This is a genomic window from Bartonella sp. MU37NMGALS (assembly GCF_042194015.1).
GTDB classification, from domain to species: domain Bacteria; phylum Pseudomonadota; class Alphaproteobacteria; order Rhizobiales; family Rhizobiaceae; genus Bartonella; species Bartonella grahamii.
The window spans coordinates 21,411-46,863 of sequence record NZ_JBHIML010000007.1 but is presented as its reverse complement, the minus strand read 5'-3'; the positions used below and the strand labels follow the sequence as shown (position 1 = coordinate 46,863).

General features: G+C 41.0%; 19 protein-coding genes. 16 read left to right on the top strand and 3 right to left on the bottom strand.

The window, feature by feature from the left end; genetic code table 11:
• The first annotated feature begins 1 nt into the window (after position 1).
• The 16 genes from ACFIJP_RS05505 to ligA all read left to right on the top strand — a co-directional run bounded on the left by ACFIJP_RS05505 (position 2) and on the right by ligA (position 21,434).
• Entirely contained in the window at positions 2-1,453 is a 1,452-nt protein-coding gene (locus ACFIJP_RS05505) for a UDP-N-acetylmuramoyl-L-alanyl-D-glutamate--2,6-diaminopimelate ligase (RefSeq protein ID WP_375626135.1), read from the top strand.
• Entirely contained in the window at positions 1,450-2,871 is a 1,422-nt protein-coding gene (gene murF, locus ACFIJP_RS05500) for a UDP-N-acetylmuramoyl-tripeptide--D-alanyl-D-alanine ligase (protein ID WP_375626134.1), read from the top strand. Before ACFIJP_RS05505 ends, murF begins: the two co-directional genes overlap by 4 nt.
• Positions 2,872-2,892: 21 nt before the next feature.
• Positions 2,893-3,963, top strand: coding sequence for a phospho-N-acetylmuramoyl-pentapeptide-transferase (gene mraY / locus ACFIJP_RS05495; protein WP_375626132.1), 1,071 nt, complete (start codon positions 2,893-2,895; stop codon positions 3,961-3,963).
• 4 nt (positions 3,964-3,967) lie between these two features.
• Entirely contained in the window at positions 3,968-5,362 is a 1,395-nt protein-coding gene (murD, locus tag ACFIJP_RS05490) for a UDP-N-acetylmuramoyl-L-alanine--D-glutamate ligase (RefSeq protein ID WP_375626130.1), read from the top strand.
• Positions 5,363-5,505: 143 nt separating this feature from the next.
• Complete coding sequence (locus ACFIJP_RS05485) at positions 5,506-6,660, top strand: FtsW/RodA/SpoVE family cell cycle protein (protein ID WP_375626128.1); 1,155 nt, start codon at positions 5,506-5,508, stop codon at positions 6,658-6,660.
• Positions 6,653-7,789, top strand: a complete 1,137-nt coding sequence (gene murG / locus ACFIJP_RS05480) for an undecaprenyldiphospho-muramoylpentapeptide beta-N-acetylglucosaminyltransferase (RefSeq protein ID WP_375626126.1) — start codon at positions 6,653-6,655, stop codon at positions 7,787-7,789. Before ACFIJP_RS05485 ends, murG begins: the two co-directional genes overlap by 8 nt.
• Positions 7,773-9,200, top strand: a complete 1,428-nt coding sequence (gene murC / locus ACFIJP_RS05475) for a UDP-N-acetylmuramate--L-alanine ligase (protein ID WP_375626124.1) — start codon at positions 7,773-7,775, stop codon at positions 9,198-9,200. Before murG ends, murC begins: the two co-directional genes overlap by 17 nt.
• Positions 9,178-10,155 carry a UDP-N-acetylmuramate dehydrogenase gene (murB, locus tag ACFIJP_RS05470; RefSeq protein WP_375626123.1) on the top strand — a complete coding sequence of 326 codons (978 nt, stop codon included), beginning with the start codon at positions 9,178-9,180 and terminating at the stop codon, positions 10,153-10,155. The genes murC and murB overlap by 23 nt, the downstream gene beginning before the upstream one ends.
• A gap of 238 nt (positions 10,156-10,393) precedes the next feature.
• Positions 10,394-11,314 carry a D-alanine--D-alanine ligase gene (locus ACFIJP_RS05465; protein WP_375626121.1) on the top strand — a complete coding sequence of 307 codons (921 nt, stop codon included), beginning with the start codon at positions 10,394-10,396 and terminating at the stop codon, positions 11,312-11,314.
• Complete coding sequence (locus tag ACFIJP_RS05460) at positions 11,302-12,213, top strand: cell division protein FtsQ/DivIB (protein ID WP_375626119.1); 912 nt, start codon at positions 11,302-11,304, stop codon at positions 12,211-12,213. Before ACFIJP_RS05465 ends, ACFIJP_RS05460 begins: the two co-directional genes overlap by 13 nt.
• The gene (gene ftsA, locus ACFIJP_RS05455; RefSeq protein ID WP_375626118.1) at positions 12,210-13,511 is read left to right on the top strand and encodes a cell division protein FtsA; all 1,302 of its coding nucleotides are present in this window, start codon (positions 12,210-12,212) and stop codon (positions 13,509-13,511) included. The genes ACFIJP_RS05460 and ftsA overlap by 4 nt, the downstream gene beginning before the upstream one ends.
• Positions 13,512-13,574: 63 nt before the next feature.
• Positions 13,575-15,347: a cell division protein FtsZ gene (gene ftsZ, locus ACFIJP_RS05450; protein ID WP_375626116.1), complete on the top strand. Its 1,773-nt coding sequence runs from the start codon at positions 13,575-13,577 to the stop codon at positions 15,345-15,347.
• 213 nt (positions 15,348-15,560) lie between these two features.
• Positions 15,561-16,445 (top strand): UDP-3-O-acyl-N-acetylglucosamine deacetylase, encoded by an 885-nt coding sequence (gene lpxC, locus ACFIJP_RS05445; protein ID WP_375626114.1) that lies wholly within the window; start codon positions 15,561-15,563, stop codon positions 16,443-16,445.
• A gap of 158 nt (positions 16,446-16,603) precedes the next feature.
• A complete protein-coding gene (locus ACFIJP_RS05440) occupies positions 16,604-17,497 on the top strand; it encodes an outer membrane protein assembly factor BamD (RefSeq protein ID WP_375626113.1) in 894 nt (297 codons plus the stop codon).
• A gap of 6 nt (positions 17,498-17,503) precedes the next feature.
• A complete protein-coding gene (gene recN, locus ACFIJP_RS05435) occupies positions 17,504-19,165 on the top strand; it encodes a DNA repair protein RecN (RefSeq protein ID WP_375626111.1) in 1,662 nt (553 codons plus the stop codon).
• A gap of 109 nt (positions 19,166-19,274) precedes the next feature.
• The gene (ligA, locus tag ACFIJP_RS05430; RefSeq protein WP_375626109.1) at positions 19,275-21,434 is read left to right on the top strand and encodes an NAD-dependent DNA ligase LigA; all 2,160 of its coding nucleotides are present in this window, start codon (positions 19,275-19,277) and stop codon (positions 21,432-21,434) included.
• A 581-nt stretch (positions 21,435-22,015) separates the two neighbouring features.
• Here the strand turns inward: ligA and ACFIJP_RS05425 are convergent.
• The 3 genes from ACFIJP_RS05425 to ACFIJP_RS05415 are packed head-to-tail and all read right to left on the bottom strand — an operon-like array spanning position 22,016 to position 25,338.
• Positions 22,016-23,842 (bottom strand): aminopeptidase P family protein, encoded by a 1,827-nt coding sequence (locus ACFIJP_RS05425; RefSeq protein ID WP_375626107.1) that lies wholly within the window; start codon positions 23,840-23,842, stop codon positions 22,016-22,018.
• Between the two features lie 17 nt (positions 23,843-23,859).
• The gene (locus ACFIJP_RS05420) at positions 23,860-24,729 is read right to left on the bottom strand and encodes a 50S ribosomal protein L11 methyltransferase (protein ID WP_375626105.1); all 870 of its coding nucleotides are present in this window, start codon (positions 24,727-24,729) and stop codon (positions 23,860-23,862) included.
• Between the two features lie 27 nt (positions 24,730-24,756).
• Positions 24,757-25,338 carry an SCO family protein gene (locus tag ACFIJP_RS05415; protein ID WP_375626103.1) on the bottom strand — a complete coding sequence of 194 codons (582 nt, stop codon included), beginning with the start codon at positions 25,336-25,338 and terminating at the stop codon, positions 24,757-24,759.
• Positions 25,339-25,453: the final 115 nt, after the last annotated feature.

The following is a 25,453-nucleotide window of genomic DNA, read 5'->3' as shown; positions in this document are numbered from 1 at the left end:
TATGTTGTTTGGAACAGTTTTTACAGAATGTCTTGAAGATCAGAATCTTTCTTCAATGGAAATAACAGGAATCAGTGCAGATTCTCGACAAGTTTTGCCAGGCTATGTTTTTGTCGCTGTTCAAGGAAAAAAAAGTGATGGAAGGCACTATATAGATGATGCGATAAAGCGTGGCGCACGAGCAATTGTTACAGATTGTCATGCTGTTCTTGAGGATTTATCTGTTCCCATTTTACGTGTTTCTAATGTTCGTCATAGTTTAGCGTTGGCAGCTGCACGTTTTTACGGTTCTCAGCCTGAAACGGTCGTTGCTGTGACTGGTACAAGTGGTAAAACATCTGTTGTTTCTTTTATTCGGCAAATTTGGACTCATGTTGGATTTTGTGCTGCGAGTATAGGAACGGTTGGTGTTGTTTCTCCTAAACGGAATGTTTATGGTTCTCTCACAACACCTGATCCGGTTGTCTTGCACCGTCTTCTTTGTGAAATTTCTCATGAAGGTGTGACGCATGCAGCCCTTGAAGCATCTTCGCATGGGCTTGATCAAGGACGACTTGATGGAGTTCGTTTAACGGCTGGTGCCTTTACCAATTTAGGGCGAGATCACATGGATTATCACACGGGGGTAGAGGATTATTTGCGGGCTAAAATGAAGTTATTTGATACACTTTTGCCTGTATCTGCTCCTGCTTTGATTTTTGCTGATGATGTTTATTCACAAAAGGTTATTGATGTTGTTACACAAGCGCGCCGCCGTGTCTTGACAATTGGTCGTAAGGGGCAATTTATCACGATTAATCGTGTTGAACATCAACGCTCAAAACAGTGTATTGAGTGTCGTGTGGAAAATAATATTTATACATTTGATTTGCCTTTGGCTGGAGATTTTCAGGTAGCCAATGCGCTTATGGCAGCGGGGTTAGCAATTGTAACGGGTGTTTCACCTCGTAAGGTTTTTTCTGCGCTTGAAACTTTGCAGGGGGCGCCTGGGCGGTTAGAATTTGTCGGAAAGACAGAAAATAATGCGCCTGTTTATATTGATTATGCTCATAAACCAGAAGCTTTGGAGCAGGTTTTGCTTTCTGTTCGTCCCTTTACGCAAGGGCGTTTGATTGTTGTTTTTGGTTGTGGAGGAGATCGTGATCAAGGAAAAAGACCTTTGATGGGAAAAATTGCGGCGGATAAAGCGGATATTGTTATTGTAACGGATGATAATCCTCGCACAGAAATGCCAGAAAAAATACGCAAGGATATTTTACAGGCAGTGCCAACAGCAATAGAGATAGCAGATCGTGGTGAGGCTATTTCTTATGCGGTGGAGCTTTTGAAAGCTGGTGATACACTCATCATTGCTGGAAAAGGTCATGAGGATGGCCAAATTATAGGGCAGACAACGTATCCTTTTTCAGATCGTTTGAAAGCGATAGAAGCTCTAGAGGACCGAAAGAAATGACAGCTTTATGGGATAAGCAAGCACTTGTTGCTGCAATTAATGGTGTTGTAATGGGAAGCATGCCAGAAACTTTTTCTGGGGTTTCCATTGATAGTCGTACTCTTGCGGAAGGTGATATTTTTTTCTGCATTAAAGGGCATCATCTTGATGGTCATGATTTTGCTGCGCAAGCTTATGAACGAGGTGCAGGCGTTCTTATCGTTGCGGAACACCGTTTGAGGGATATGAAAAAGATATCGGCCCCGCTTATTGTTGTTCCTGATGTTTTGCAAGCCTTAGAAAAACTTGCACAAGCTGCACGCAAACGTTCAAGAGCTAAGATTATCGCGATAACAGGATCGGTGGGAAAAACAACGACAAAAGAAGCTTTGAAACAAGCACTTGCAACGAAAGGGAACGTTCATGCGAATCTCGCTTCTTTAAACAATTGCTGGGGGGTTCCACTTACTTTAGCGCGGATGCCTATGGAGAGTGATTATGGTATCTTTGAAATTGGCATGAATCATAGAGATGAAATTCGCCCTCTGGTCAAACTGGTTTGTCCGCATGTTGCTCTCATTACGCATATTTGTGCAGGACATATGGTTTTTTTCAAAAATCTTGAAGAAATAGCAAAGGCAAAAGCTGAAATTTTTGAAGGATTAGATGAGAAAGGCATTGCCATTTTAAATGCGGATAGTGATTTTTTTTCTTATCTCGTTCAAGAAGCAAAGAAATGCGGTGTAAAGAATATCTTAAGCTTTGGTGAGAGCAAAAATGCTGATTATCAAGCGCGAGATATACGTCTTCTAACTGATCATTCTTCTATGATTGTACGTATTAGGGAGCGGGATAGGGAGGTTCAAATTGGTGCTCCCGGACGCCATATTGTGCAAAATAGTTTAGGGGTTATTGCTGCTTGTGATGCTATGGGAGTTGAGTTAGAGCCTGTTCTTCTTTCTTTTCGCCATTTTTCTTCTCAAAAGGGGCGAGGTGTTCGTTATCGACTGTCTTTATCAAATGGGGGTGAATTTTATCTCATTGATGAAAGCTATAATGCAAATCCTGCTTCTATGCGTGCTGCGCTTGAGCTTCTTGCTACAGGACCAGTCGGAGAAGAGGGGCGGCGAATTGCTATTTTAGGAGATATGCTAGAGTTAGGGGAGTATAGTGAAAAGCTTCATCGTGATTTAATAAAGCCAATACGTCTTTCCGGTGCTAATCCGGTTTTTCTATTTGGTGAGGCGATGAAATCTTTAGTCAGTGATTTGTCTGCTGGTGTTAAGGTTCATTATGCTGAAAATATTGAGAAAATTTTATCTCTCCTTTTAGCAGAAATTTCTTCTGGGGATCTGCTTATGGTTAAATCATCCAATAGCCTTTGTTCATCAGATATTGTGACTGCATTGCTTGACCGCTATAAAGCGGTTTCTTCATAGTTTTAAGAGGTTTTTTGTACCATGATGCTGTTTTTTTCTTCGTTTAGTGATTGGCTTCCAGGTGTGAATGTATTTCGTTACATTACTTTTCGCACGATAGCGGCTATGCTTACTTCGGGGCTCATCGTCTTTTTGTTTGGACCTAGCATCATTGCTTCTCTTAAATTGCGGCAGGGTAAGGGGCAACCGATTCGTGCTGATGGTCCTCAAACACATTTTAAAAAGGCTGGAACACCTACAATGGGTGGATTGATGATTTTAACTGGCATTGTAGTATCGGCATTTTTGTGGTGTAATTTATCGAATATTTATTTTTGGGTATCGCTATTGGTTATGCTTTCTTTTGGGGCAATTGGATTTTATGACGATTATCTTAAGGTCACAAAACAAACAGACAAAGGATTTTCTGGGAAAGCACGGTTAAGTTTGGAGTTTTGTGTTGCCGCAATTGCTGCTTTTGTCATCCTGAAAATTGGCTCATCTGGATTCGCTTTGCCTTTTTTGAAAGATTATCTTATCAATTTGGGCTGGTTTTTTATTCCTTTTTCTGCTTTTGTTATTGTCGCGACCGGTAATGCGGTTAATTTGACGGATGGACTTGATGGCCTTGCTATTGTTCCTGTGATGGTTGCAGCCTTATCTTTTGCTCTGATTGCTTATCTTTCTGGTAATATGAATTTTGCTGATTATCTCCAAATCCATTATGTATCGGGAGCAGGTGAATTGGCTGTTTTATTGGGAGCTGTTGTTGGGGCAGGGCTTGGTTTTTTATGGTTTAATGCACCACCTGCAGCTATTTTTATGGGAGATACTGGTTCGTTGGCTCTTGGAGGATTATTAGGGACTGTTGCAGTAGCTACGAAGCACGAAATTGTTTTGGCTCTTATTGGTGGGCTTTTTGTTGTGGAAGCTTTTTCGGTCGTTATTCAGGTTGGTTATTTCAAATTAACAAGAAAACGCGTGTTTCTTATGGCACCGATACATCATCATTTTGAGAAAAAAGGCTGGACTGAAAGCCAAGTCGTGATACGCTTTTGGATTATTTCAATTGTTCTTGCTCTTATTGGTCTTTCAACACTTAAATTGCGGTGAGATTTTGATTTCTGTTGCGTGTTATAAAGGACAAAAAGTTGCTTTATTTGGATTGGGGAAGTCTGGACTAGCAACGGCACAAGCATTGATGCGTGGCGGTGCAGAAGTGGTGGCGTGGGATGATAGTCCTTCAAGCGTGCAAATGGCTTTTCGGCACAATATTCCAACGCGAGATCTCCGTTATGAAGATTGGTCAGAATTTGTTGCATTGATTGTAGCTCCTGGAGTTCCTTTAAATTGTCCTCAACCCCATTGGGTTGTTGAAAAAGCACGAAAAAAAAATATAGAAATTATCGGTGATATTGAATTATTTGTTCGTGCGCGCCAGCATTTTTTACAGCATTATGGTTTTTGTGACCAAGATGTTCCTTTCATTGCGATTACGGGGACGAATGGGAAGTCAACTACAACGGCTTTACTTGCGCATTTGTTGGAAAAAATGGGTTATGATGTGCAGGTGGGGGGGAATATCGGAAAGGCAATATTGACGCTTAAGCCATTTGTTAAAAAACGGATCTATGTGATTGAATGTTCATCATTTCAAATTGATCTTACACCCTCTCTTCAGCCGACCATTGGACTTTTATTGAATTTAACACCTGATCATATTGATCGACATGGGAGTTTTGCCTGTTATGTGCAAACCAAAAGGCATCTGATTGCTCAGGCTTCTCAGGCTTTTATTTCAGTTGATGATGCAGCTTGTCGGGTTTTATATCAACAGTTGCTTCATGAGGGGAAGAAAATTTGGGCAATTTCCAAGGATCATTTTGTTGAAAATGGTTTTTATGCAGATGGGACTAAGCTCTTTTCTGTTTGTCAAGGACAGCGTCATATGCTTGCAGATCTGGCGTCTATGACTGCTTTGCGCGGATGTCATAATGCGCAAAATGCCCTTATGGCATTAGCAACGTTGCAGGTTTTAAAAATAACCGATCCACATATAGAGAACTGTTTAGCAAGCTATAAAGGGCTGGATCATCGTATGCAGCAGGTGCGTAAAATGGGGGCGGTTTTGTTTATCAATGACAGCAAGGCGACTAATGCAGATGCAACAGCTCCTGCGCTTTCCACCTTTAATGATATTTTTTGGATTGTTGGGGGAGAGGCAAAACAGGGAGGAATAGAGTCTCTTAGAGAATTTTTTCCTAAAATTCGTAAAGCCTATTTGATTGGGAGCGCGGCGGAAGAATTTGCCCGCACCATTGGATCTGCTTTTCCCTTTTCTATGAGCTTAACTTTGAAAAATGCGGTGCATGAGGCAGCTGTTGACGCAATGGGTTGTAAGGAAAAAGAGGTGACGGTTCTTTTGTCACCTGCTTGTGCAAGTTATGACCAATTTAAAAATTATGAAATGCGAGGTGAAGCATTTGTCTCTTTTGTGATGCAGTTACAATAAAAAAGCATCAGTTATAAAAAAATATTTTTGCGTTAAGACTCCAGAATCTTTTTTTGTGTAATTTAGTTTTTAAAGTGTTTGTTAAATAGGCTGGGGAACCATATCACTTTAAGATAATTTATAAAATGGATAAGGTGGATACCATGGTTACGCGCGCAGATAGAGATCCAATTGCTAATTGGTGGTGGACGATTGATCGCTCTATCTTTGCAGCTTGTTTAATTTTAATGGGTATTGGCATTATGCTATCTTTTGCTGCCAGCCCTATTATTGCAAAAAAAATCGGAATTGCTGATAGTTTTTATTTTGTTCGGTGGCATATCATTTTTAGCATTTCAGCATTTTTTACGATGGTTACCATTTCTTTTTTTTCGCTTTCTAATATTCGTCGTTTATGTGCTCTTTTGCTCATTGTAACGCTTGCTCTTATGGTTGCAACCTTATTTTTTGGTCCAGAATTAAAGGGAGCACGGAGGTGGATTCAGCTATTTGGTTTTTCTGTACAGGCTTCAGAGTTTATGAAGCCAGCTTTTGTGGTTATGTCTGCTTGGCTTTTTTCAGAACAGATACGCAGGAGGGGAATTCTGGGTTATACGTTAGCGATTCTACTTTATGCCATTTGTTGTGTGCTTCTGGTTTTGCAGCCTGATATTGGACAAACAGTTTTAATAAGTGCAACATGGGGGGGGCTGTTTTTTATTGCTGGTGTACCTCTTACCATTATTTTTCTCTTTCTCATTTTAGGCGTTGTAGGAATTATTTTAGCTTATCTTTTTCTGCATCATGTGCGCGAGCGTATCAATGGTTTTTTGACAGGTGAAGGGGATACTTTTCAAGTGGATGTAGGACGTGAGGCTATTTTGAATGGTGGTTGGTTTGGGCAAGGTCCTGGGGAGGGAACAGTAAAACGTATCATTCCTGATAGCCATACAGATTTTGTGTTTTCCGTCGCTGCTGAAGAATATGGTATTATCCTTTGTTTATTAATTATGATGCTTTTTGGCTTTATCGTTATGCGTTCATTGTATATAGCCATGAATACACGTGATTCCTTTATACGTCTTGGTATTACTGGCATAGCAATGATGATTGGCTTTCAATCAGCGATTAATATGGCCGTTAATCTTCACTTAATTCCTCCAAAAGGCATGACATTGCCTTTTATTTCTTATGGTGGTTCTTCGATGGTGGCGATTGCGTTTTCAATGGGCATTTTGCTTAGTTTAACACGTCGTTGGCCAGAAGCACGCCTTTCAGCTTTTTCTTCCTCTTCTGTCTTGGATACCCCTTATGAATGATAAAAAAGTTATTGTTTTGGTGGCTGGTGGTACAGGTGGACATCTTTTTCCTGCTGAAGCCCTTTCTGTTGAATTAAGGCAGCGTGGATATGATGTTCATTTAATAACAGATGAAAGAGCACGACCTTTTGTTCAGTGTTTTGATGAAGAGCATATTCATATCGTTTCATCGGCAACATTTATACGACGCCATCCTTTTGCTCTGATAAAGACATTTTGGTCTTTGCTAAGGGGTATGGGGCAATCGTTGGCGTTGTTTTATAAATTACGTCCTGCTCTTGTTGGAGGATTTGGGGGGTATCCTAGCTTTCCTCCTCTTTTTATTGCGGCCCTAACGAGGCGTGTAACATTTATTCATGAACAAAATGCTATTATGGGGCGTGCCAATCGGGTGTTGGCAATTTTTGTGCGTGCAATCGCTGGTGGTTTGTTGTCGCCAAATGGCGCTTATGCTCGTAAAATACTTTTGACGGGGAATCCTGTCCGTGAGGCTGTGCTGAAGGCGGCCAAAATTCCTTATCATCCCTCAACTGGTGAAGAGCCATTTCATTTTTTGATTTTTGGAGGTAGCCAAGGGGCTTCTGCTTTTTCACATATTGTTCCAGAAGCTATTGCTTTATTCGATGATAAGAACCGTAAACGTTTACGAATTGTGCAGCAAGTTCGAGGGGAAGCAGAAGGGTTAATCAAAATCTATCGTGATATGGGCGTACAAGCAGAGGTAGCTCCTTTTTTTGATGATATGGCTGAACGTATGGCACATGCCCATTTTATTTTGTCGCGTGCTGGGGCTTCATCTGTTTGTGAGATAGCGGTGATTGGTAGACCTGCTTTGCTTGTTCCCTATCCCCATGCTTTAGATCATGATCAGGCTGCCAATGCAGCTCTGCTTGCTCGTGTAGGTGGTGCGCAAATTGTATCAGAAAAAGATTTAAATGCACAAAAGCTTTTTTCTCTTTTAATGCACGCTTGTTGTGCGCCCCATTTATTGGAAAAACAAGCGCTTGCTGCAAAAAAAGTTGGGCAACCTCATGCAACCCGTTGCCTTGCTGATATGGCTGAATCCTTAATTGCAGGGCGATTGTTGTCAGATATAAAAGAGGAGCTTTTAAATGAAAATGCCACTTGATATAGGCGTTATCCATTTTATCGGAATCGGGGGGATCGGTATGAGTGGAATTGCGGAGGTTTTTTATAATCTTGGCTATAAAGTTCAAGGGTCAGATCAAGTTGAAAGTACAAATGTTGAACGTTTGCGGAAAAAAGGAATTAACGTTCATATAGGTCATTGTGCTGAAAACTTAGGGAATGCAGAGGTTGTTGTTTTTTCTACTGCCGTTAAAAAAACAAATCCTGAGTATATTGCTGCAAAGGAAAGACATTTGCCGCTTGTTAGACGTGCAGAAATGCTGGCGGAGCTGATGCGGTTTCGGCGTGCAATTGCGGTGGGTGGTACACATGGTAAAACAACAACCACATCAATGGTCGCAGCCCTTCTTGATGCCGGTCATTTTGATCCAGTGGTAATTAATGGTGGTATTATTAATGCTTATGGTACGAATTCTCGTACAGGAGATGGCGATTGGATGATTGTTGAAGCTGATGAGAGTGATGGTACATTTTTAAAGCTGCCTGCTGATATTGCTGTTATTACTAATATTGACGCTGAGCATTTGGATCATTATGGAAGTTTTGATGCTGTGCGTGACGCTTTTCGGCAATTCGTAGAAAATGTTCCTTTTTATGGTTTTGCTGTTTTGTGCCTTGATCATCCAGAGGTTCAGTCATTGGCGGGCCGTATTGATGATCGTTGGGTGATCACTTATGGTGCAAATCCACAAGCGGATGTTCGTTTTCTTAATCTTTCGATGGATGGTCAAAAAACGCATTTTGATGTTCTTGTTCGCTCACGCAAAACAGGAAGAAAGATTGAGTTGAAAAATTTGCTTTTGCCCATGGCAGGACAGCATAATGTTGCTAATGCAACGGCGGCTATTGCTATTGCGCATGAACTTGGCATTTCAAATGAAGCTATAAAAAGGGGCTTAGCAGAATTTGGCGGAGTAAAACGGCGTTTTACGCGAACAGGAAGTTGGCGGGGTATTGAAATATTTGATGATTATGGACATCATCCTGTTGAAATAAAGGCTGTTTTGCGTGCAGCACGTGAGAGTGCAAAAGGACGTGTTATTGCCATTGCACAACCCCATCGATATTCACGTTTGTATCATTTATTTGATGATTTTTCTACTTGTTTTAATGATGCAGATACAGTGTTGATTACGCCTGTTTATGCGGCTGGTGAAGAGCCTATTGTAGGATTTGGTTCTCAAGAATTGGTAGAGCATATTAAAATGGCGGGTCATCGTGATGTGCGCTTGATACATAGTCTGGAAGATGTCGTGTCTCTTGTCTCAAAATTTGCTCAGGCAGAGGATTATGTTGTTTTTCTTGGTGCTGGCAATATCACACAATGGGCTTGTGCGTTGCCTCATCAATTAGCGGTATTGGATGGTCATGGTAAATTTTCAGCACATTGATGGTGAGGCGCTATTGGCGCAATTGCAACCGCTGTTGGGTGGCGTGAGAGGCAAACTTACACCTAATGTTGAAATGCGTAAGGTAACGTGGTTTCGCACGGGCGGGTTGGCAGAGCTTTTTTATCAGCCTGTTGATGAGGCAGATTTAGCAGTTTTTCTGCAAAATCTTCCTGAATCTATCCCTGTAACAATTGTGGGAATTGGTTCTAATCTTCTGGTGCGTGATGGGGGCGTTCCTGGTGTTGTGATTCGTCTTTCGCCAAAAAATTTTGGGCAAGTGCAGCAAGTTTCTCCAAAAGGCTTTTTAGTTGGTGCTGGTACGGCGGATAAACATTTAGCTGCTGCTGCTTTAAAGGCAGAAGTTGCAGGTTTTCATTTTTATCATGGTATTCCTGGTGCTCTTGGAGGAGCTCTCAAAATGAACGCGGGTGCGAATGGTGTTGAAACCGCAGCGCGTGTTGTCGAGGTCTATGCGCTGGATCGTAAAGGACAACGTCATATCTTGAGTTTGAAAGATATGCATTATTCCTATCGCCATTGTGATATTCCTAAAGATTTTATTTTTACAGCTGCTTTATTGGAAGGAAAACTTGGTAATAAAGATGATATTCGTGCTGCTATGGATGAAGTTTCCCTCCACAGAGAAACTGTACAACCTATTCGTGAAAAGACAGGAGGATCAACTTTCAAAAATCCTGAGAATGGATCTGCGTGGCGCGTGATTGATGAAGCAGGGTGTCGTGGTTTACGGATTGGTGGCGCTCAAATGAGTGAAATGCACTGTAATTTTATGATTAATACAGGGCAAGCAACAGGATATGATCTTGAAGCATTGGGAGAAACAGTGCGTGCGCGTGTTTTTGCAAATTCAGCCCACCTTTTACAGTGGGAAATAGAGCGTATCGGTCAATTTGAGCGTGGTCGAAGTGTTTCTCCTTTTGATCCATTTCATTGATTTATTGTTCACTAAAAAAGTGCAAATAAAAAATTGAGTCATTTCAAAGAGATAATAAAAAATTTCTATTAAGAATCAATAAATTAACAAAGAATCTCTTGCATCAGGCTTTTGAGTCTGATTCATTATGCAAAATGCTAGGTTATTGATTCGCAAGGATAAACCTTGTTTTTTCTGTATGTGGTGCTGATGTATTTTATATAGACTACATATAGTATGCGAAAGAGGGTGATTTATTATGAGAGATAAACATATAGCTGTGTTAATGGGAGGTTTTTCTTCTGAACGGTCTGTAAGTTTATCTTCAGGGGCGGCTTGTGCTGATGTTCTAGAGCTGCAGGGGTATCGCGTGAGCCGCGTGGATGTTGACGCTCATATTGCTTTTGTTCTTGAAAAGTTGCAGCCCGATATTGTCTTCAATGCATTGCATGGTCCATTTGGTGAAGATGGTCGGATTCAGGGGATTCTTGAATATTTAAAAATTCCTTATACCCATTCTGGTGTGATGGCATCCGCTTTGGCAATGGATAAGGGACGTGCAAAAATTATCGTTGAAAATGTTGGGGTTTGTGTTGCTCCTTCTCGTATCATGAGCCGCTTTGCTTTGGGACAAACACACCCCATGGAGCCTCCTTATGTAATTAAACCTGTGTGTGAAGGATCAAGTTTTGGTGTTGTTATTGTCCAGGAAAATGAAGCTGTACCGCCGCATAATATTGGGGGAGCTGAGTGGGGGTATGCCGATGAGGTGATGATTGAAAAATATATTCCTGGTCGTGAATTGACTTGTGCTGTTTTGGGGAATGAAGTGCTGGATGTGTGTGAAATTCTTCCCGATAAACACTTTCCATTCTACGATTATGACTCGAAATATAAAATGGGTGGTTCTCTTCATATTTGTCCTGCACAACTTTCACTAAATATTTACCAAAGTGTGCAAAGAATGTCTTTAGCAGCCCATCAGGCGATAGGGTGTCGAGGTGTTAGCCGTTCTGATTTTCGTTTTGATGAGAAAACGGGAGAATTGGTTTGGCTTGAAATTAATACGCAACCCGGTATGACATCGACGTCTCTTCTTCCTGATATTGCAAAAGCGAGCGGCCGTACTTACGGCGATATTGTTCAATGGATGGTGGAGGACGCATCATGTATGCGTTGAATGTTAATAAAACAAATGTTCCGATGGAGGTGCTTTCAGTGCCGGCTTTGCCACGTCTTTATCGTCGTTTTCTTCGGTTTATGTTTGAGTTTGTTTTTGTCAATATTCATATTCCACGCCATTTCGGCTCTTTTGCTGTTGTATGGTTTTTCTTGGTTACGGCTTTTTATGGACTTTCATCGAGTGGTCAGATGGCTGTGATCGTAAATACGATCATATTGGATAGTAGTTTTGTGGTCACTCATGTCGATATAAGCGGTAATAAGCGCTTAACAAAGCAGGATATTTTTAAAATTTTAAAACTTGATGTTGCGCCTTCTATATTCACTTTTGATGTTGAAAGAGCACGTTCTCTTTTGGAAAAACAGGCTTGGGTGCAATCGGCTAATGTTCAGAAAATTTATCCCAATAGAATGCGCATTTCCATCGTGGAGCGTGAACCCTATGCCATTTGGCAACATGATAGCATAGTGGATATTGTTGATAATACAGGTCGTGTCATTGTGCCCTTTAAAGGGGAAATTGTTCGGGATTTACCTCTTGTGGTGGGGCAGGGTGCGCAAAATGCTGCTAAAGGATTTATTCAAGCGCTGTCAGTTTATCCAGAAGTATATGATCGTATTCGTGCTTTTGTGCGGGTAGGTAATCGACGTTGGGATCTTGTTTTGGATAATGGAATGCGCGTTATGTTGCCTGAAAATGGTGCACTTGAAAGGCTTTCCTCTCTTATTTCGTCCGGTACAATGCAAGATCTTTTATCGCGCGATATTCTCAGTGTTGATTTACGTCTTGCTGATCGAATTACTGTTTCTTTGTCAGATGAAACGTTGGAGCGTTATAACGCTACTGTAGCAGAAGAAGAACGTATTTTAAAGGCACGAAAGGCAGGAAACCCATGATGTTGCTTAGATCACATCATCTGGGAGGGCGTAAAACACGTTTTTTAACGGTGCTTGATGTCGGTTCAAGTAAGATTGTTTGTCTTATTGCTTGTTTGCGTCCTTTGAAGCATGCGCACTATTTACATGGTCGTACACATTCTACGGAAATTCTAGGCTTTGGAGTGCAGCGTTCACGCGGTATTAAATCTGGTGTTGTCATGGATATGTTTGCAGCAGAACAATCAATAAGATTGGCTGTTGATGCGGCAGAAAAAATGGCTGGCTTGGTGGTGGATTCAGTGATTGTGAATTTTTCCTCAAGTCGATTACAAAGTGCTTTGATTAATGGAAAAGTCCATTTGAATGGTCGTGAAGTCACCAAGCGTGATATGCGTATGGCCTTTTCAGATGTTTCGCGTAAAGCTTTTGATGCTGAACGTCATGTTATGCACTCAGTTCCAGTTTCTTATGTATTGGATGGAGATAAAGGAATTTCTGATCCTATTGGTATGGCAGGGGAAACATTTGGGGTAGATATGCATGTGGTAACAGCAGAAACAGCCTCTTTGCGTAATTTAGAAACTTGTATTAATCGTGCACATTTGAGTGTTGAAGCAATGGTTGCTACTCCCTTTGCAAGTGGTCTTGCTGTCTTGATGAATGATGAGGCGCATTTAGGGGCTGCATGTATTGATTTTGGTGGTGGAACAACAACATTTTCAGTGTTTTTTGAGGGAAAATTTATTCATGCGGATGCTCTTGCTGTTGGGGGGCATCATGTCACTCTTGATGTTGCGCGCGGATTTTCTATGTCTCTAACAGAGGCGGAACGTTTAAAAGTTGTTTATGGTTCAGCACTTTTAACAAGTGCTGATGAGCGACAAATGATTAATGTAGCAGAAATTGGGAATGAACAGCGTGAAACTCAATATCCTCGCGCGGTTCTTGGGCGTATCATTCGTGCGCGTGTTGAAGAAATTTTAGAAATGGTTCGTGATTGTTTAAATCGTTCTGGTTTTGGTCACATCATTGGTAAACGTGTTATTTTGACTGGGGGAGCAAGCCAGTTAACAGGATTGCCAGAAATGGCACGTACTATATTAGGAAGAAATGTTCGTATCGGGCGGCCTTTAGGTATTTCGAGGCTTCCTTCTCTTGCAAAAGGGGCGGCGTTTACATCTGCTGTTGGGTTGTTAATTTATCCGCAATTGGTGGGTTTTGAAGAAAAAACAATGCAGGCGGCAGGAAATCATTTATCGATGGGCACGCGTGGGTATTTTCAGCGTGTTGGTCAGTGGTTGCGTGAGAGTTTTTAGTTAAGTCTAGTTGGATAAATTTCATCGCTTTGGCTTGCGGTGTCTTATGAGAAGGAAAAGAAAATGACGATTAATCTGCATCGGCCAGATATCGCGGAATTGAAGCCACGCATTACCGTTTTTGGTGTTGGAGGTGGTGGCGGGAATGCCGTGAATAATATGATAAATGCTGGTCTTCAGGGAGTTGATTTTGTTGTTGCAAATACGGATGCACAGGCTTTGGCTATGTCAAAGGCTGAACGTGTTATCCAACTTGGAGCAGCTGTGACAGAGGGTTTGGGTGCTGGTGCTTTACCGGAAGTTGGACAAGCGGCGGCAGAGGAATGTATTGATGAAATTATTGATCATCTTGCAGATTCTCATATGGTTTTCATTACTGCTGGTATGGGCGGAGGAACTGGAACAGGGGCTGCTCCCGTTGTTGCTCGCGCAGCGCGTGAAAAAGGTATTTTGACTGTTGGTGTTGTGACAAAGCCGTTTCAGTTTGAAGGCGCACGTCGTATGAAAACGGCAGAGGCTGGTATTGAAGAATTACAAAAATCTGTCGATACATTGATTGTTATTCCCAATCAAAATCTTTTCCGTATTGCAAATGATAAGACAACGTTTGCTGATGCTTTTGCTATGGCTGACCAAGTGCTTTATTCTGGTGTTGCTTCCATTACGGATTTGATGATTAAAGAGGGTTTGATTAATCTTGATTTTGCTGATGTTCGCTCTGTTATGCACGAAATGGGTCGAGCCATGATGGGAACGGGTGAGGCCTCTGGTGAGGGGCGTGCTTTGGCTGCGGCTGAAGCTGCTATTGCAAACCCATTGTTGGATGATACCTCTATGCGTGGGGCGCGTGGTTTACTGATTTCTATTACGGGTGGTCGTGATATGACTCTTTTTGAGGTTGATGAAGCTGCTAATCGTATTCGTGAAGAAGTGGATGCTGATGCGAATGTGATCTTTGGCGCCATTGATGATGAGTCATTGGAAGGCGTTATTCGTGTTTCTGTAGTTGCTACCGGTATTGATCGTGAAGTTAGTGATGTGGTTCAGTCCTCTCATCCTCAGCTTCAAAGACCTGCTTCTTCAATGCGCAAGAGCGATCCTGGAACGTCACACAGTTCTTTTCATGTTCAGTCATCGCCACTGCGTTCTGAGTCAATGGTAGAAGTGATCGAATCACTTGAAATAGAGAAGGGTAAAACAACCGGAGAAAGGTTCCGTCCCAAAAGTCAAATTTTTGCACATCCTGCAGAAGCAATGACGACACGAAGTGCGACGAAAGCTGTTGCGTATGGTTCAAATGCTGTTCAGGAACAGAAATCAAATGTGCCCCGTATGCAAGTAAATCGTGGTTCTCAACAGGCTATGACGGCTCCTGTGAGTATGGAGGCAACAGCGCATGTTCTTGATGAGATGACAGGAGTTGTGAAGCAAAAAGAAAAGCCAGTGCAACCAAAACAAATGCAACAAATGCAAGCGCGCGCTCCAATGCGTATGCCTGAGTTAAAGGATTTTCCTCCTGTTGCTCATGGACAAAGTCAAAGAATATCTGTGACTGATCAAGGTCCTCGTAATCTTTGGCAGCGTTTGAAACAGAGCTTGACACATCGTGAAGAAGCAGAGCCAGAAGCGAGGCTAGAACCCGCTGTTAGATCGTCTCAGCAGCAAGAGTCTCATGTTTACAATAAAAATTCTCAAGCACTTTCTCAAGATGCTTCTGTTTATGTTCCACGTCGTTCTGGTGAGCTGCACCCTCAGGTACCACAAGATCAGCGCACTTTTATAAGTGAAGAAGATCAGTTGGAAATACCAGCATTTTTACGTCGTCAGGCAAATTAATTGATGAAAAATGAGGCAAAGTAAGAAAAATTATTACCTCTTTGATGATCAGTCAAAAATTATACAGTAAAATATATTGCTGTTTTTTGGATAAAATACTTTGTTTTTAAAAAACCGCTTATTATAAGCGGTTTTTTTTATTATTTACTATGAATATTTTTTATAGTTTTATAAATTTTGTTAAAAGAAGTAAAAGTAATTCAATAAAATAATATGATGAATTTGGTGCCAAAATATCAGTCTACTCTTAAAAAAGCGGTAACATTTAAGGGGATTGGCGTTCACAGTGACTGTTTGTCAGTGGTAAAGGTTTGTCCAGCGGATGTTGGGTGTGGTATTATTTTTAAGCGTTGTGGATTAGACGGAACAGAGAAAATATTTCAAGCCCATGCATCGCAAACAGGAGAAACTGAATTATCAACGGTACTTGGAGATGGAGATATAAGGGTTGAAACAATTGAACATTTGATGGCAGCAATTACTGCTTATAATTTGGATAATCTTATTATTGAAGTGTCACATAATGAGATTCCTATTTTGGATGGTTCAGCGTGGCTATATTGCCAAGCTTTTGAAGATGTCGGCATTGTACAGCAAAGTGCGTTACGTTCTTATTTCATTATAAAAAAACCGTTGCGGGTTGAAGGAGCTCATGGTGTTGCAGAGCTTTTGCCATTCGATGGACGTCGTTTTGATATAACGATCTCTTTTCCTTCTTCTGCTATTGGTAAGCAACATTTCAGTTTTGACCTTACCACACGAGGGTTTAGAGATGATTTGTCACGTGCGCGCACTTTTGGTTTTGTCAAAGATGTGGAAAAATTAAGGCTTTCTGGAAAGGCGAGAGGCGCTTCTTTGGAAAATTCTCTTGTTATCGACCTTAATGATAAAATTTTAAATCCCGATGGTCCTTATTGGGAGAATGAATGTGTTCGGCACAAGATGCTTGATGCGATTGGTGATACTGCTTTGCTTGGGGCGCCTTTTATTGGATTATTTCGTTCTTATTGTAGTGGACATAGAATTAATGCGCAATTGGTGAAGGCTGTTTTGGCAGACGAATCACATTACGAAAAAAGCTTTTTAGAGAAAGAGTGAAAAAATTGACAAGATTTTTTTATCGTTTATTTGATTTTTAAGGGGATGATTGACCTAAACTGCTAAATTGGTTATGTGGATTTTAAAGTGATATGGTATAAGACCTTTTATAACTTGTTTTTGCTACAAGGTGATATTCTGTGGAGGCCGGGAAAACTATGAAAAAATCTCATGTGTGCATTGGAAATATGACATATAGAAAATCTAACATTGTACGCAAGATATTGGGGGTGGTGCTTTTGGGAAGCACCTGTATGTTGGCGGGATGCCTCTTTAAAGAGAAAAATACTCTTGATCCATCTGCTTATGTTTTGAAAATAGAGCCAGCAGATGTTTTATATAATCAGGCTCTTGCTAGCCTTGAGAGTGGGAAGCTTGGGGATGCATCGAAGAAGTTTTTGAAGATTGAAAAGCAGTATGCTTATACAGACTGGGGGCGTAAATCTTTGGTCATGGGGGCTTTTACTAATTATCGACTCGGAAAGTATGATGATTCAATTAGTATGGCTCAACGCTATATTACTCTTTATCCAGGGTCGACTGACTCGGCTTATGCGTACTATATTATTGGTCTTTCTTCTTTCCGTCGGATTCCTGATGTTACGCGTGATCAACGTGATACGAAACGCGCTATTGCTGCTATGCAGCTCCTTATAGAGCGTTATCCTAATTCTGAATATGTCAAGGATGCTAAGGATAAAATACGTTTTGGGCGCGAGCAGCTGGCTGGCAAAGAAATGCAGATTGGTCGTTATTATGAAGAGGGGCGGCGCTACCTTGCGGCAAGTAGACGGTTTCGTACCGTGGTTGAAGAGTATTCCGATACAAATCAAATTGAAGAAGCGCTTTTCCGCTTGACTGAGGTTAATCTTGCTCTCGGCTTAACGGCGGAAGCACAGACGGCAGCAGCTATTTTAGGACGTAACTATCCCAAAAGTGAGTGGTATAAATTTTCTTATAATCTCTTGCAGAAGAATAAAATATCGCCGCGCGAGCATAAATCTTCTTGGATCTCAAATGCTTTAGGTGGTGATAAGAAGAGGGTACGTTGATTCTCTATGCTGGTACAGCTTTCGATTCATAATATTGTTTTGATCGAAACGCTCGATATTCATTTTACGGCGGGGTTGACTGTTTTAACTGGAGAAACAGGTGCGGGGAAGTCCATTCTCCTTGATGCTTTATCACTTGCTCTAGGGGGGCGGGGTGATACTTCGCTTGTGCGTCATGGTGCTGAGCGCGGGCAGGTCACAGCTGTTTTTGATGTGTCTGTTTCACATCCTGCACGTCAACTTATTCGTGAGAATGGTCTTGATGATGAGGGTGATATTATTTTACGACGTGTGCAATCAAGCGATGGACGTAGCCGTGTTTTTATCAATGATCAGGTGTCTAGTGTTGCATTGATGCGGAGTGTTGGCCGTTTGCTGGTTGAAATCCATGGACAACATGATGATCGTGCGCTTGTTGATGTTGCTACACATCGCCAATTATTAGATGCTTTTGGTGGTCTTGAGGATGAAGTGGAAAATTTGCGTCAGTGTTATCACACATGGCGTGAATTTGAGGAGCGTTTGCAACGACAGCGTCTTAAAGTAGAGAGCGCTGTACGTGAGGTTGATTATCTTCGTGCGTGTGTAGAAGAGCTTGAGAAGCTTGATTTTAAAGTTGGTGAAGAGGATGCTCTTTCTCTTCGCCGTGCCGATATGCTTAAATTAGAAAAAATAGCGACGGATATTAAAGAAGCGGATGATCTTTTAACGGGTCAAAAATCACCAATCCCAGTGCTTTCTAATTTGGTGAGGCGTTTGGAGCGAAAAATTCCTGAGGCACAAGAGCTTATTGCACCAGTGGTGAAATCTATTGATGAGGCATTGCATGCACTTGCAACAGCACAAGAAGGTATTGAGACGGCAATACGAGCATTAGATTTTGAACCTGATGAATTGGAAAGGATAGAAGAGCGTCTTTTTTCTCTTCGGGGGTTTGCTCGTAAATATCAAGTTTCTGCAGACGAATTGGTACAGTTACGCGATAAAATGGATGCTGAACTCGCTGCTTTTGAGGATGCTCAGACTGTATTGATACGTTTTGAAGATGAGGCAAGACAAGCACAAAAAGAGTATGATACATTAGCGCAAGCATTGTCAATAAAACGTCAAGAGGTGGCAAAGCATTTGTCTGAAAGCGTGATGACTGAGTTACCAGCACTGAAATTAGAGAGGGCTGAATTTATTGTTGAAATGCAAAGTGATATGGAAAAACGGAGTGCAGAGGGATGTGATCGTATTGAATATTGGGTGCGAACAAATCCTGGAACACGTGCCGGACCAATGCTTAGTGTAGCTTCTGGCGGTGAATTGTCTCGTTTTTTGTTGGCATTAAAAGTTGTTTTGTCTGATCGAGGATCAGCGCCGACGCTGATCTTTGATGAAATTGATACAGGCGTTGGGGGTGCTGTTGCAGCGGCTATTGGGCAACGGTTGCAACGCTTGTCAGAACATGTCCAGGTTTTTGCTATTACGCATGCTCCACAGGTCGCATCGAAAGCGCATGGGCATTTTCTTATTTCAAAAATTGAGAGTCATGATAAAGGACGCTTTGTTACTGCGATTCATAAAATGGAAGAGCATGAGCGTGCAGAAGAAATTGCTCGTATGTTGGCAGGAGAACAGATTACTGAAGAAGCGCGTGCAGCGGCTCAAAAGCTTCTAGCATAAAGGTAATTAGTCAGCGATAAAAATACTGGAAAGCTTGTATTTATTGAGATTCACTTTATGAGGAGGGTGGAGATCCTTGTGATAGTGCTCGTAATTTGGAATAGATTTTATGAACAAAGATGCAGATAAAAATCTCACAGCTGTTGAAGCAGAAAATGAATTAGAGTGGTTGGCAAAAGAGATTGCACGTCATGATGTGCTTTATAATCGTGATGATCAGCCTGAAATTTCTGATGCAGAATATGATGCTTTGCGCCGCCGTAATGCAGAAATTGAAGCTCTTTTTCCAGAGCTTATTCGTGTTGATTCTCCTTCACATAAAATTGGGGCACCAATTTCTGAAAAGTTTGAAAAATCTGTTCATGCACAGCCAATGCTTTCACTTGATAATGCATTTAGCTCTGAAGATGTTGCTGAATTTGTTGAGCGTATTCGTCGTTTTTTACGGCTTCCAGAAACACAAGTGTTGGAAATAACAGCGGAGCCAAAAATTGATGGTCTATCTTTGTCTTTGCGCTACGAAAAGGGGCGGCTTGTGGGGGCGGCAACGCGTGGGGATGGAACTGTTGGTGAAAATGTGACGGCAAATGCCCGAACAATTGCTGATATTCCACAAGTTTTGCAAGGTGATTTTCCTGATATCATTGAGGTGCGTGGTGAAGTTTATATGGGGCGGGAGGATTTCCAAGCACTGAATATCAGCCAACAAGAGAAGGGCAAGTTAACCTTTGCCAATCCCCGAAATGCGGCGGCTGGTTCACTCCGTCAGCTTGATTCACGGATAACCGCTAGCAGAAAACTTCAATTTTTTGCTTATGCTTGTGGTGAGGTGAGTGAAATATTGGCAGAAAGTCAAATGGAGATGATGAAAAAGCTAAAAGAATATGGCTTTGTTATCAATCCATTAACAAAAGTCTTTAAGACAGTAAAAGAAATTATTTCTTATTATCACGATATCGAAGAATGCCGTCATTCTTTAAGCTATGATATTGATGGCATTGTTTATAAGGTTAATGATTTGATGCTCCAAAAGCGCTTGGGGTTTGTTTCTCGTTCGCCGCGTTGGGCAATCGCGCATAAATTTCCAGCAGAAAAGGCGATAGCGCTTTTGAAAGATATTGACATTCAAGTTGGTCGCACGGGAGCTTTGACACCTGTTGCACGTCTTACGCCTATTACTGTTGGTGGAGTGGTGGTGACCAATGCTAGTTTGCATAATGAGGATTATATTAAGGGAATTGGTCATAAAGGAGAGCCTATTCGTGAAGGACGTGATATCCGTGTAGGCGATAGCGTGATTGTACAACGTGCTGGTGATGTGATCCCTCAAGTTATTGATGTTATTATTGAAAAACGCCCGAAAGATGCTGCTGTCTTTATTTTTCCTCATTTGTGTCCAGCTTGTGGGAGTCATGCTGTTCGTGAAGTGGGAGAAGCTGTGCGTCGCTGTACAGGGGGGCTTATTTGTCCTGCACAGGCGATTGAGCGTATTCGTCATTTTGTTTCACGCAATGCTTTTGATATTGAGGGTTTGGGGAAAAAACAGGTAGAGTTTTTTTTCTATGCTCAAGATGAAGCGCTTTGTATTCATACACCAGCCGATATTTTTACTTTAGAACGTCGCCAAGAAAAATCTTTGATACGTTTAGAAAATATGGAAGGTTTTGGGACTGTTTCAGTTCGTAAACTTTATGATGCCATTAATGCACGCCGAGAAATTCCTTTAAGTCGTTTTTTGTTTGCATTGGGGATTCGTCATGTTGGAGAGGTGAATGCACGCCGCCTTGCGCGTACTTATAAAAATTATACAGCTTTTGAAACTGCGGCTATGGGAGCACTTATGCCATGTGTTAAGGAAAATGAAAAAGGCAATGAAGCTTGGGTGGAGCTTACCAATATCGAAGGAATTGGACCACAGGTAGGGAGCGCAATTATTGATTTTTATCAAGAAGCGCATAATCGGGAGGTTTTGTCTGTTTTACTTGAAGAAGTAACTCCTCTTGATGAGGAGCCTATCATGACAGCTTCTTCCCCAATAGTGGAGAAGACAATTGTTTTTACAGGAACCTTAGCGCATATGTCACGCGATGAAGCAAAAGCATTGGCAGAGCGATTAGGGGCCAAAACATCTGGTTCACTTTCTAAAAAAACAGATCTTCTTGTTGCAGGACCTGGAGCGGGTTCCAAATTGGCTAAAGCTGAAGAATTAGGTGTTGAGGTTATTGATGAAGAGATTTGGCTACAGTTGATTAAGGAACATAATGTTTAGAGGGCGTTTTCTAGAAGATGCGTATGCTGTTTGTATGGTTAGCTCTCTTATATTTTGGGGGCTGTCTTTTTGCAAAAATAGATCGCCATATATTTTGATATTTATTAAGTTATTAAAAATGATTAACGTTGAATTTAAATATTAAACTTAAACTATTATGATGATGAATATACAAGGTTATTGTTAGTAAAAGATATACGTTATCACTGTGAAGCAAGGTAAAAATTGTAACTAAGTATGCAGAATTTTTGAATTTAAACGGCGTAATAAGCTGGTTATAATAGGCATTTTAGAAATGAGACGCGGAGGATTACAAAATATAATGAAAATTTCTATATAGCAGAATAAGGCTATAACTCATGTGAAGATGGCGGAGGATAGTTGATAAGCATTATCTGTTACAAGTGTATTCCGTTTTGTTTCAGTTTGGAAAGAGCTTTTATCCTATCGGTAAAAAAACTTGAAGTATTTTATAGAAGCATTTTTTGTGATTGCTGATGGTGAATACGCACTTCTCTCTTTAAAAGAGTAGGGTGTGGTGTTTTTATAAGAAGCGTTAGAAGATATTTGTGTTGCCTCATTTAAAGGGGTAGTGTTGCCTCTTTTGCCCATTTTTTATCTTCTTCATTTAAGTAAGGTGCATTCATCTGATAAACGCGCGCATGGTAATCATTGAGCCATTGCCGTTCTTCTTGTGTCAAAAGCTCTGGGAGAATGAGTTTTTGATCAATAGGGCAGAGTGTAAGTGTCTCAAACGAAAGCATTTCTATATCCCCGCCATCAATTTTTTGTGCTGGCTTTACAATTATCAAATTTTCAAGACGAATACCAAAAGCACCTTCGCGATAATATCCTGGTTCGTTTGAAAGAATCATACCGGAGATGAGTTCTTGGCATCCTTTGCGGGAAATATTTTGTGGTCCTTCATGAACAGAAAGATAAGACCCAACACCATGACCGGTGCCATGAGCATAATCAAAACCAGCCTTCCACAATGCAATGCGCGCTAGAATATCAATGTCTTGTCCGCGGGTTCCTTTTGGAAAGTAAGCCGTTGAAAGAGCAATCATACCTTTGAGGACAAGCGTGAAATAGCGCTTTTCTTCTTCTCCAATATTCCCAATTGCTACTGTACGTGTGATATCTGTCGTTCCATCACGATATTGTCCGCCTGAATCAACAAGATAAAGTTCACCCGCATTGAGTTGTTTATTTGTTTGTGTCGTTACACGATAATGAATAATGGCGCCATTTTCTCCTGCTGCTGAAATTGTATCAAAAGAAAGATCTTTGAGTTCTTCTCCCATTTCTTTTGCTGTATTTATGCGAAATTCTTCTAATTTTTGCGCAGCAGAAATTTCACTTATTGACCCTGGTGTTTGTTTATCTAACCAGGAAAAAAAACGGGTTAGGGCAATACCATCGCGTAGATGCGCTTTGCGTGCACCATTGAGTTCTGTGTCATTTTTAATGGCACGTGGTAGAGCGGCAGGATCGGTAAGTGTGATGAAAGAGCTATTGTTTTCTTCAATAACAGTTCGTAATTTTTCGCATGTTAGCTGTGGATCTAATGCAAACACTGTCCCTTTTTGAATATACTCTTTGATCTTTGGAATAAGCTGTTCTGGTTCATATAATTTTGCATAACGTTCCAGATATTGTTTCTGTTCTACACCAAGTTTTTTGCTGCTAATGAATAAGGCTGGTATTTCGTTAAGTGGAATGAGAGCAAAACACAAGATAAAAGGTGTATTGGAAACATCACTGCCCCGTATATTGAATATCCATGCAATAGAGGAGGGATCTGTAAAAATAAAGGCATTTGCATGAGTTTTCTGTATATCTTTGTAAATCAAAGCGAGTTTTTCATCCGTATCGCACCCAGCATATTTGAGAGGGTGAATTGATAAGGCAGATTGTGGAAATGGTGGCTGATCATGCCAGAGCAGATCAATGGGATTATGTTGAACTGCTACAAGTTTTCCACCGGCTTCTATCTCTAAAGATTTTTTCAACGTTGCTGTAGCGGCAATCGTGTGGAGCCATGGATCAAAACCAATAGAAAGTTTTTGACCATTTTTTTCAAGCCATTGTGAGGGAGGGCAAGTTATGAGATCTTCATAATCAAAAATATCAGGATCAGTTTGTTGGCGAACTTGGAGCTTATATCGCCCGTCTGTAAATATGATGGCTTTGTTTTTTAAAATCACTGCAATCCCAGCTGATCCAGTAAAGCCGGTTAGCCAGCTAAGGCGTTGAGCATGAGGAGGGACATACTCTCCTTGATGTTCATCGCACCGCGGAACAAGAAAACCATCGAGTCCAAGGCGATCTAGTTCTTTACGAAGAGAGGCAATGCGCTCTAGAGCATAAGCAGGATTTGTTGTTGCCTCAAAAGATTGATACATAACGACGTCCTTTTCTTTTATTTCAGATGTATCGTAACCCATCCTTGCCGGTGGTATGTTTCGATGTGCTTCAGTCCTTGTTTTATATAAGTCTCCAAAACATGGGCATGTTGTTCTTCAAGAATTCCAGAGAGTATAAGTGATCCCCCTTTTTGAAGTGCTTTTACCACTTCTTGCGCAAGTTCAATAAGCGGATTAGCAAGGATATTGGCAACGATGAGATCAAAAGGGGCTCGTGATGCAATTGCATCATGGGCAAAACCTGTTGCTGTAATAGCTGTGATATATTTTTTTACGCCATTGAATTCGATATTGTGTTGTGCAACTTGAATAGCGACAGGATCAATATCGGATGCAAGAACAGTAATTGGTTTGAGCATTGCTATGCCAATGGCTAGTACACCGCTCCCAGTACCGAGATCAAGTGCATTTTGGGGATTTTCGTGTTTCATCACTTTGGCAATCATTTCTAAACAACCAGCTGTTGTTCCATGATGTCCTGTACCGAAGGCTTGATTTGCTTCAATTTCAATAGGCAAAACATTGGATGGAATGTCGCCTCTATTATGGCTTCCATGAAGAAAAAAAGGTCCAGCATGCACAGGTTTTAGTCCTTCAAGGCTTTTTTGTACCCAATCAATGTTGGGTAAAACTTCCATATTAATTTTATCAGGATCTATAGAAAGGATTTGAGCAAAATGTTTCGAAATATGCTCGTAGTTTTCTTGGTCTACATAGAGTGAAAGTTCATATACAGCATTTTGTTCATCTATCTCTGTAAGAGCAAGAGGATAACTTTCTTCGTCAAAGGCTGTGTCTATAAGGGTATAGAACCGTTCTGCTTCATTTTTAGAAGCAGTATAATAGAGGCGAATTTGTTGCGACATACTGTTCTTTCTTTTGATCGGCTTTTTTTAGTTTAAGATGAGTTTTTTTAACCGTTCAATGGCGATTTCATCTTTTAATTCGCTATCGCTTTCTTTCGTGTCATAACGGATAACGCCAGCTAATTTTCCACCTTTTTTGAGTAAAAAAATTGCTGCTGTATGGTTATATGTATAGTTTCCATCTGTTCCAGGGACTTTTTCAGCAACGATGTTAAAGGAATTGACCATTTTATGAACTTTATCAGGATCTCCACTGATCCCAATGATTTTATTGTTAAAATTACTGAGATATTCATGGAGCACTTCTGGTGTATCACGTTCAGGGTCAACAGTAACAAACCATATACCTAATTTATCGGCATTGGGTCCAAGGGCTGTAAGCCATCGATCAAGATTCATCAATGTCGTAGGGCAGATTTCAGGACACATAGTGAAGCCGAAAAAAACTATTGAGGGCTTGCTTCGAATATCAGCCTCAGTGATATTTCTTCCATTAGAATCAGTGAGTGTAAAATTATCACCTAAAGGCTTATTTGTCAGCGCATCATAAATAAAAATACCTGCAAGAAATATGATTGTCAGCCCCAAGATGCGTATTACATTTTTCATAGTTTGACTCTCTTAGATAGATCACGAAATTGTAACATCGGCAGGTTTGTTTTGCAATCTCTGTTTCATGGTTGATTTTATTGGCTTGATTGGTATGTCTTTCCATATCTATTGA

Coding starts and splice junctions, on each gene's coding strand:
- ACFIJP_RS05505 (WP_375626135.1), top strand. CDS start 2: ATGTTGTTTGGAACAGTTTTTACAGAATGTCTTGAAGATCAGAATCTT.
- murF (WP_375626134.1), top strand. CDS start 1,450: ATGACAGCTTTATGGGATAAGCAAGCACTTGTTGCTGCAATTAATGGT.
- mraY (WP_375626132.1), top strand. CDS start 2,893: ATGATGCTGTTTTTTTCTTCGTTTAGTGATTGGCTTCCAGGTGTGAAT.
- ACFIJP_RS05485 (WP_375626128.1), top strand. CDS start 5,506: ATGGTTACGCGCGCAGATAGAGATCCAATTGCTAATTGGTGGTGGACG.
- murG (WP_375626126.1), top strand. CDS start 6,653: ATGAATGATAAAAAAGTTATTGTTTTGGTGGCTGGTGGTACAGGTGGA.
- murC (WP_375626124.1), top strand. CDS start 7,773: ATGAAAATGCCACTTGATATAGGCGTTATCCATTTTATCGGAATCGGG.
- murB (WP_375626123.1), top strand. CDS start 9,178: ATGGTAAATTTTCAGCACATTGATGGTGAGGCGCTATTGGCGCAATTG.
- ACFIJP_RS05465 (WP_375626121.1), top strand. CDS start 10,394: ATGAGAGATAAACATATAGCTGTGTTAATGGGAGGTTTTTCTTCTGAA.
- ACFIJP_RS05460 (WP_375626119.1), top strand. CDS start 11,302: ATGTATGCGTTGAATGTTAATAAAACAAATGTTCCGATGGAGGTGCTT.
- ftsA (WP_375626118.1), top strand. CDS start 12,210: ATGATGTTGCTTAGATCACATCATCTGGGAGGGCGTAAAACACGTTTT.
- ftsZ (WP_375626116.1), top strand. CDS start 13,575: ATGACGATTAATCTGCATCGGCCAGATATCGCGGAATTGAAGCCACGC.
- lpxC (WP_375626114.1), top strand. CDS start 15,561: ATGATGAATTTGGTGCCAAAATATCAGTCTACTCTTAAAAAAGCGGTA.
- ACFIJP_RS05440 (WP_375626113.1), top strand. CDS start 16,604: ATGAAAAAATCTCATGTGTGCATTGGAAATATGACATATAGAAAATCT.
- recN (WP_375626111.1), top strand. CDS start 17,504: ATGCTGGTACAGCTTTCGATTCATAATATTGTTTTGATCGAAACGCTC.
- ligA (WP_375626109.1), top strand. CDS start 19,275: ATGAACAAAGATGCAGATAAAAATCTCACAGCTGTTGAAGCAGAAAAT.
- ACFIJP_RS05425 (WP_375626107.1), bottom strand. CDS start 23,842: ATGTATCAATCTTTTGAGGCAACAACAAATCCTGCTTATGCTCTAGAG.
- ACFIJP_RS05420 (WP_375626105.1), bottom strand. CDS start 24,729: ATGTCGCAACAAATTCGCCTCTATTATACTGCTTCTAAAAATGAAGCA.
- ACFIJP_RS05415 (WP_375626103.1), bottom strand. CDS start 25,338: ATGAAAAATGTAATACGCATCTTGGGGCTGACAATCATATTTCTTGCA.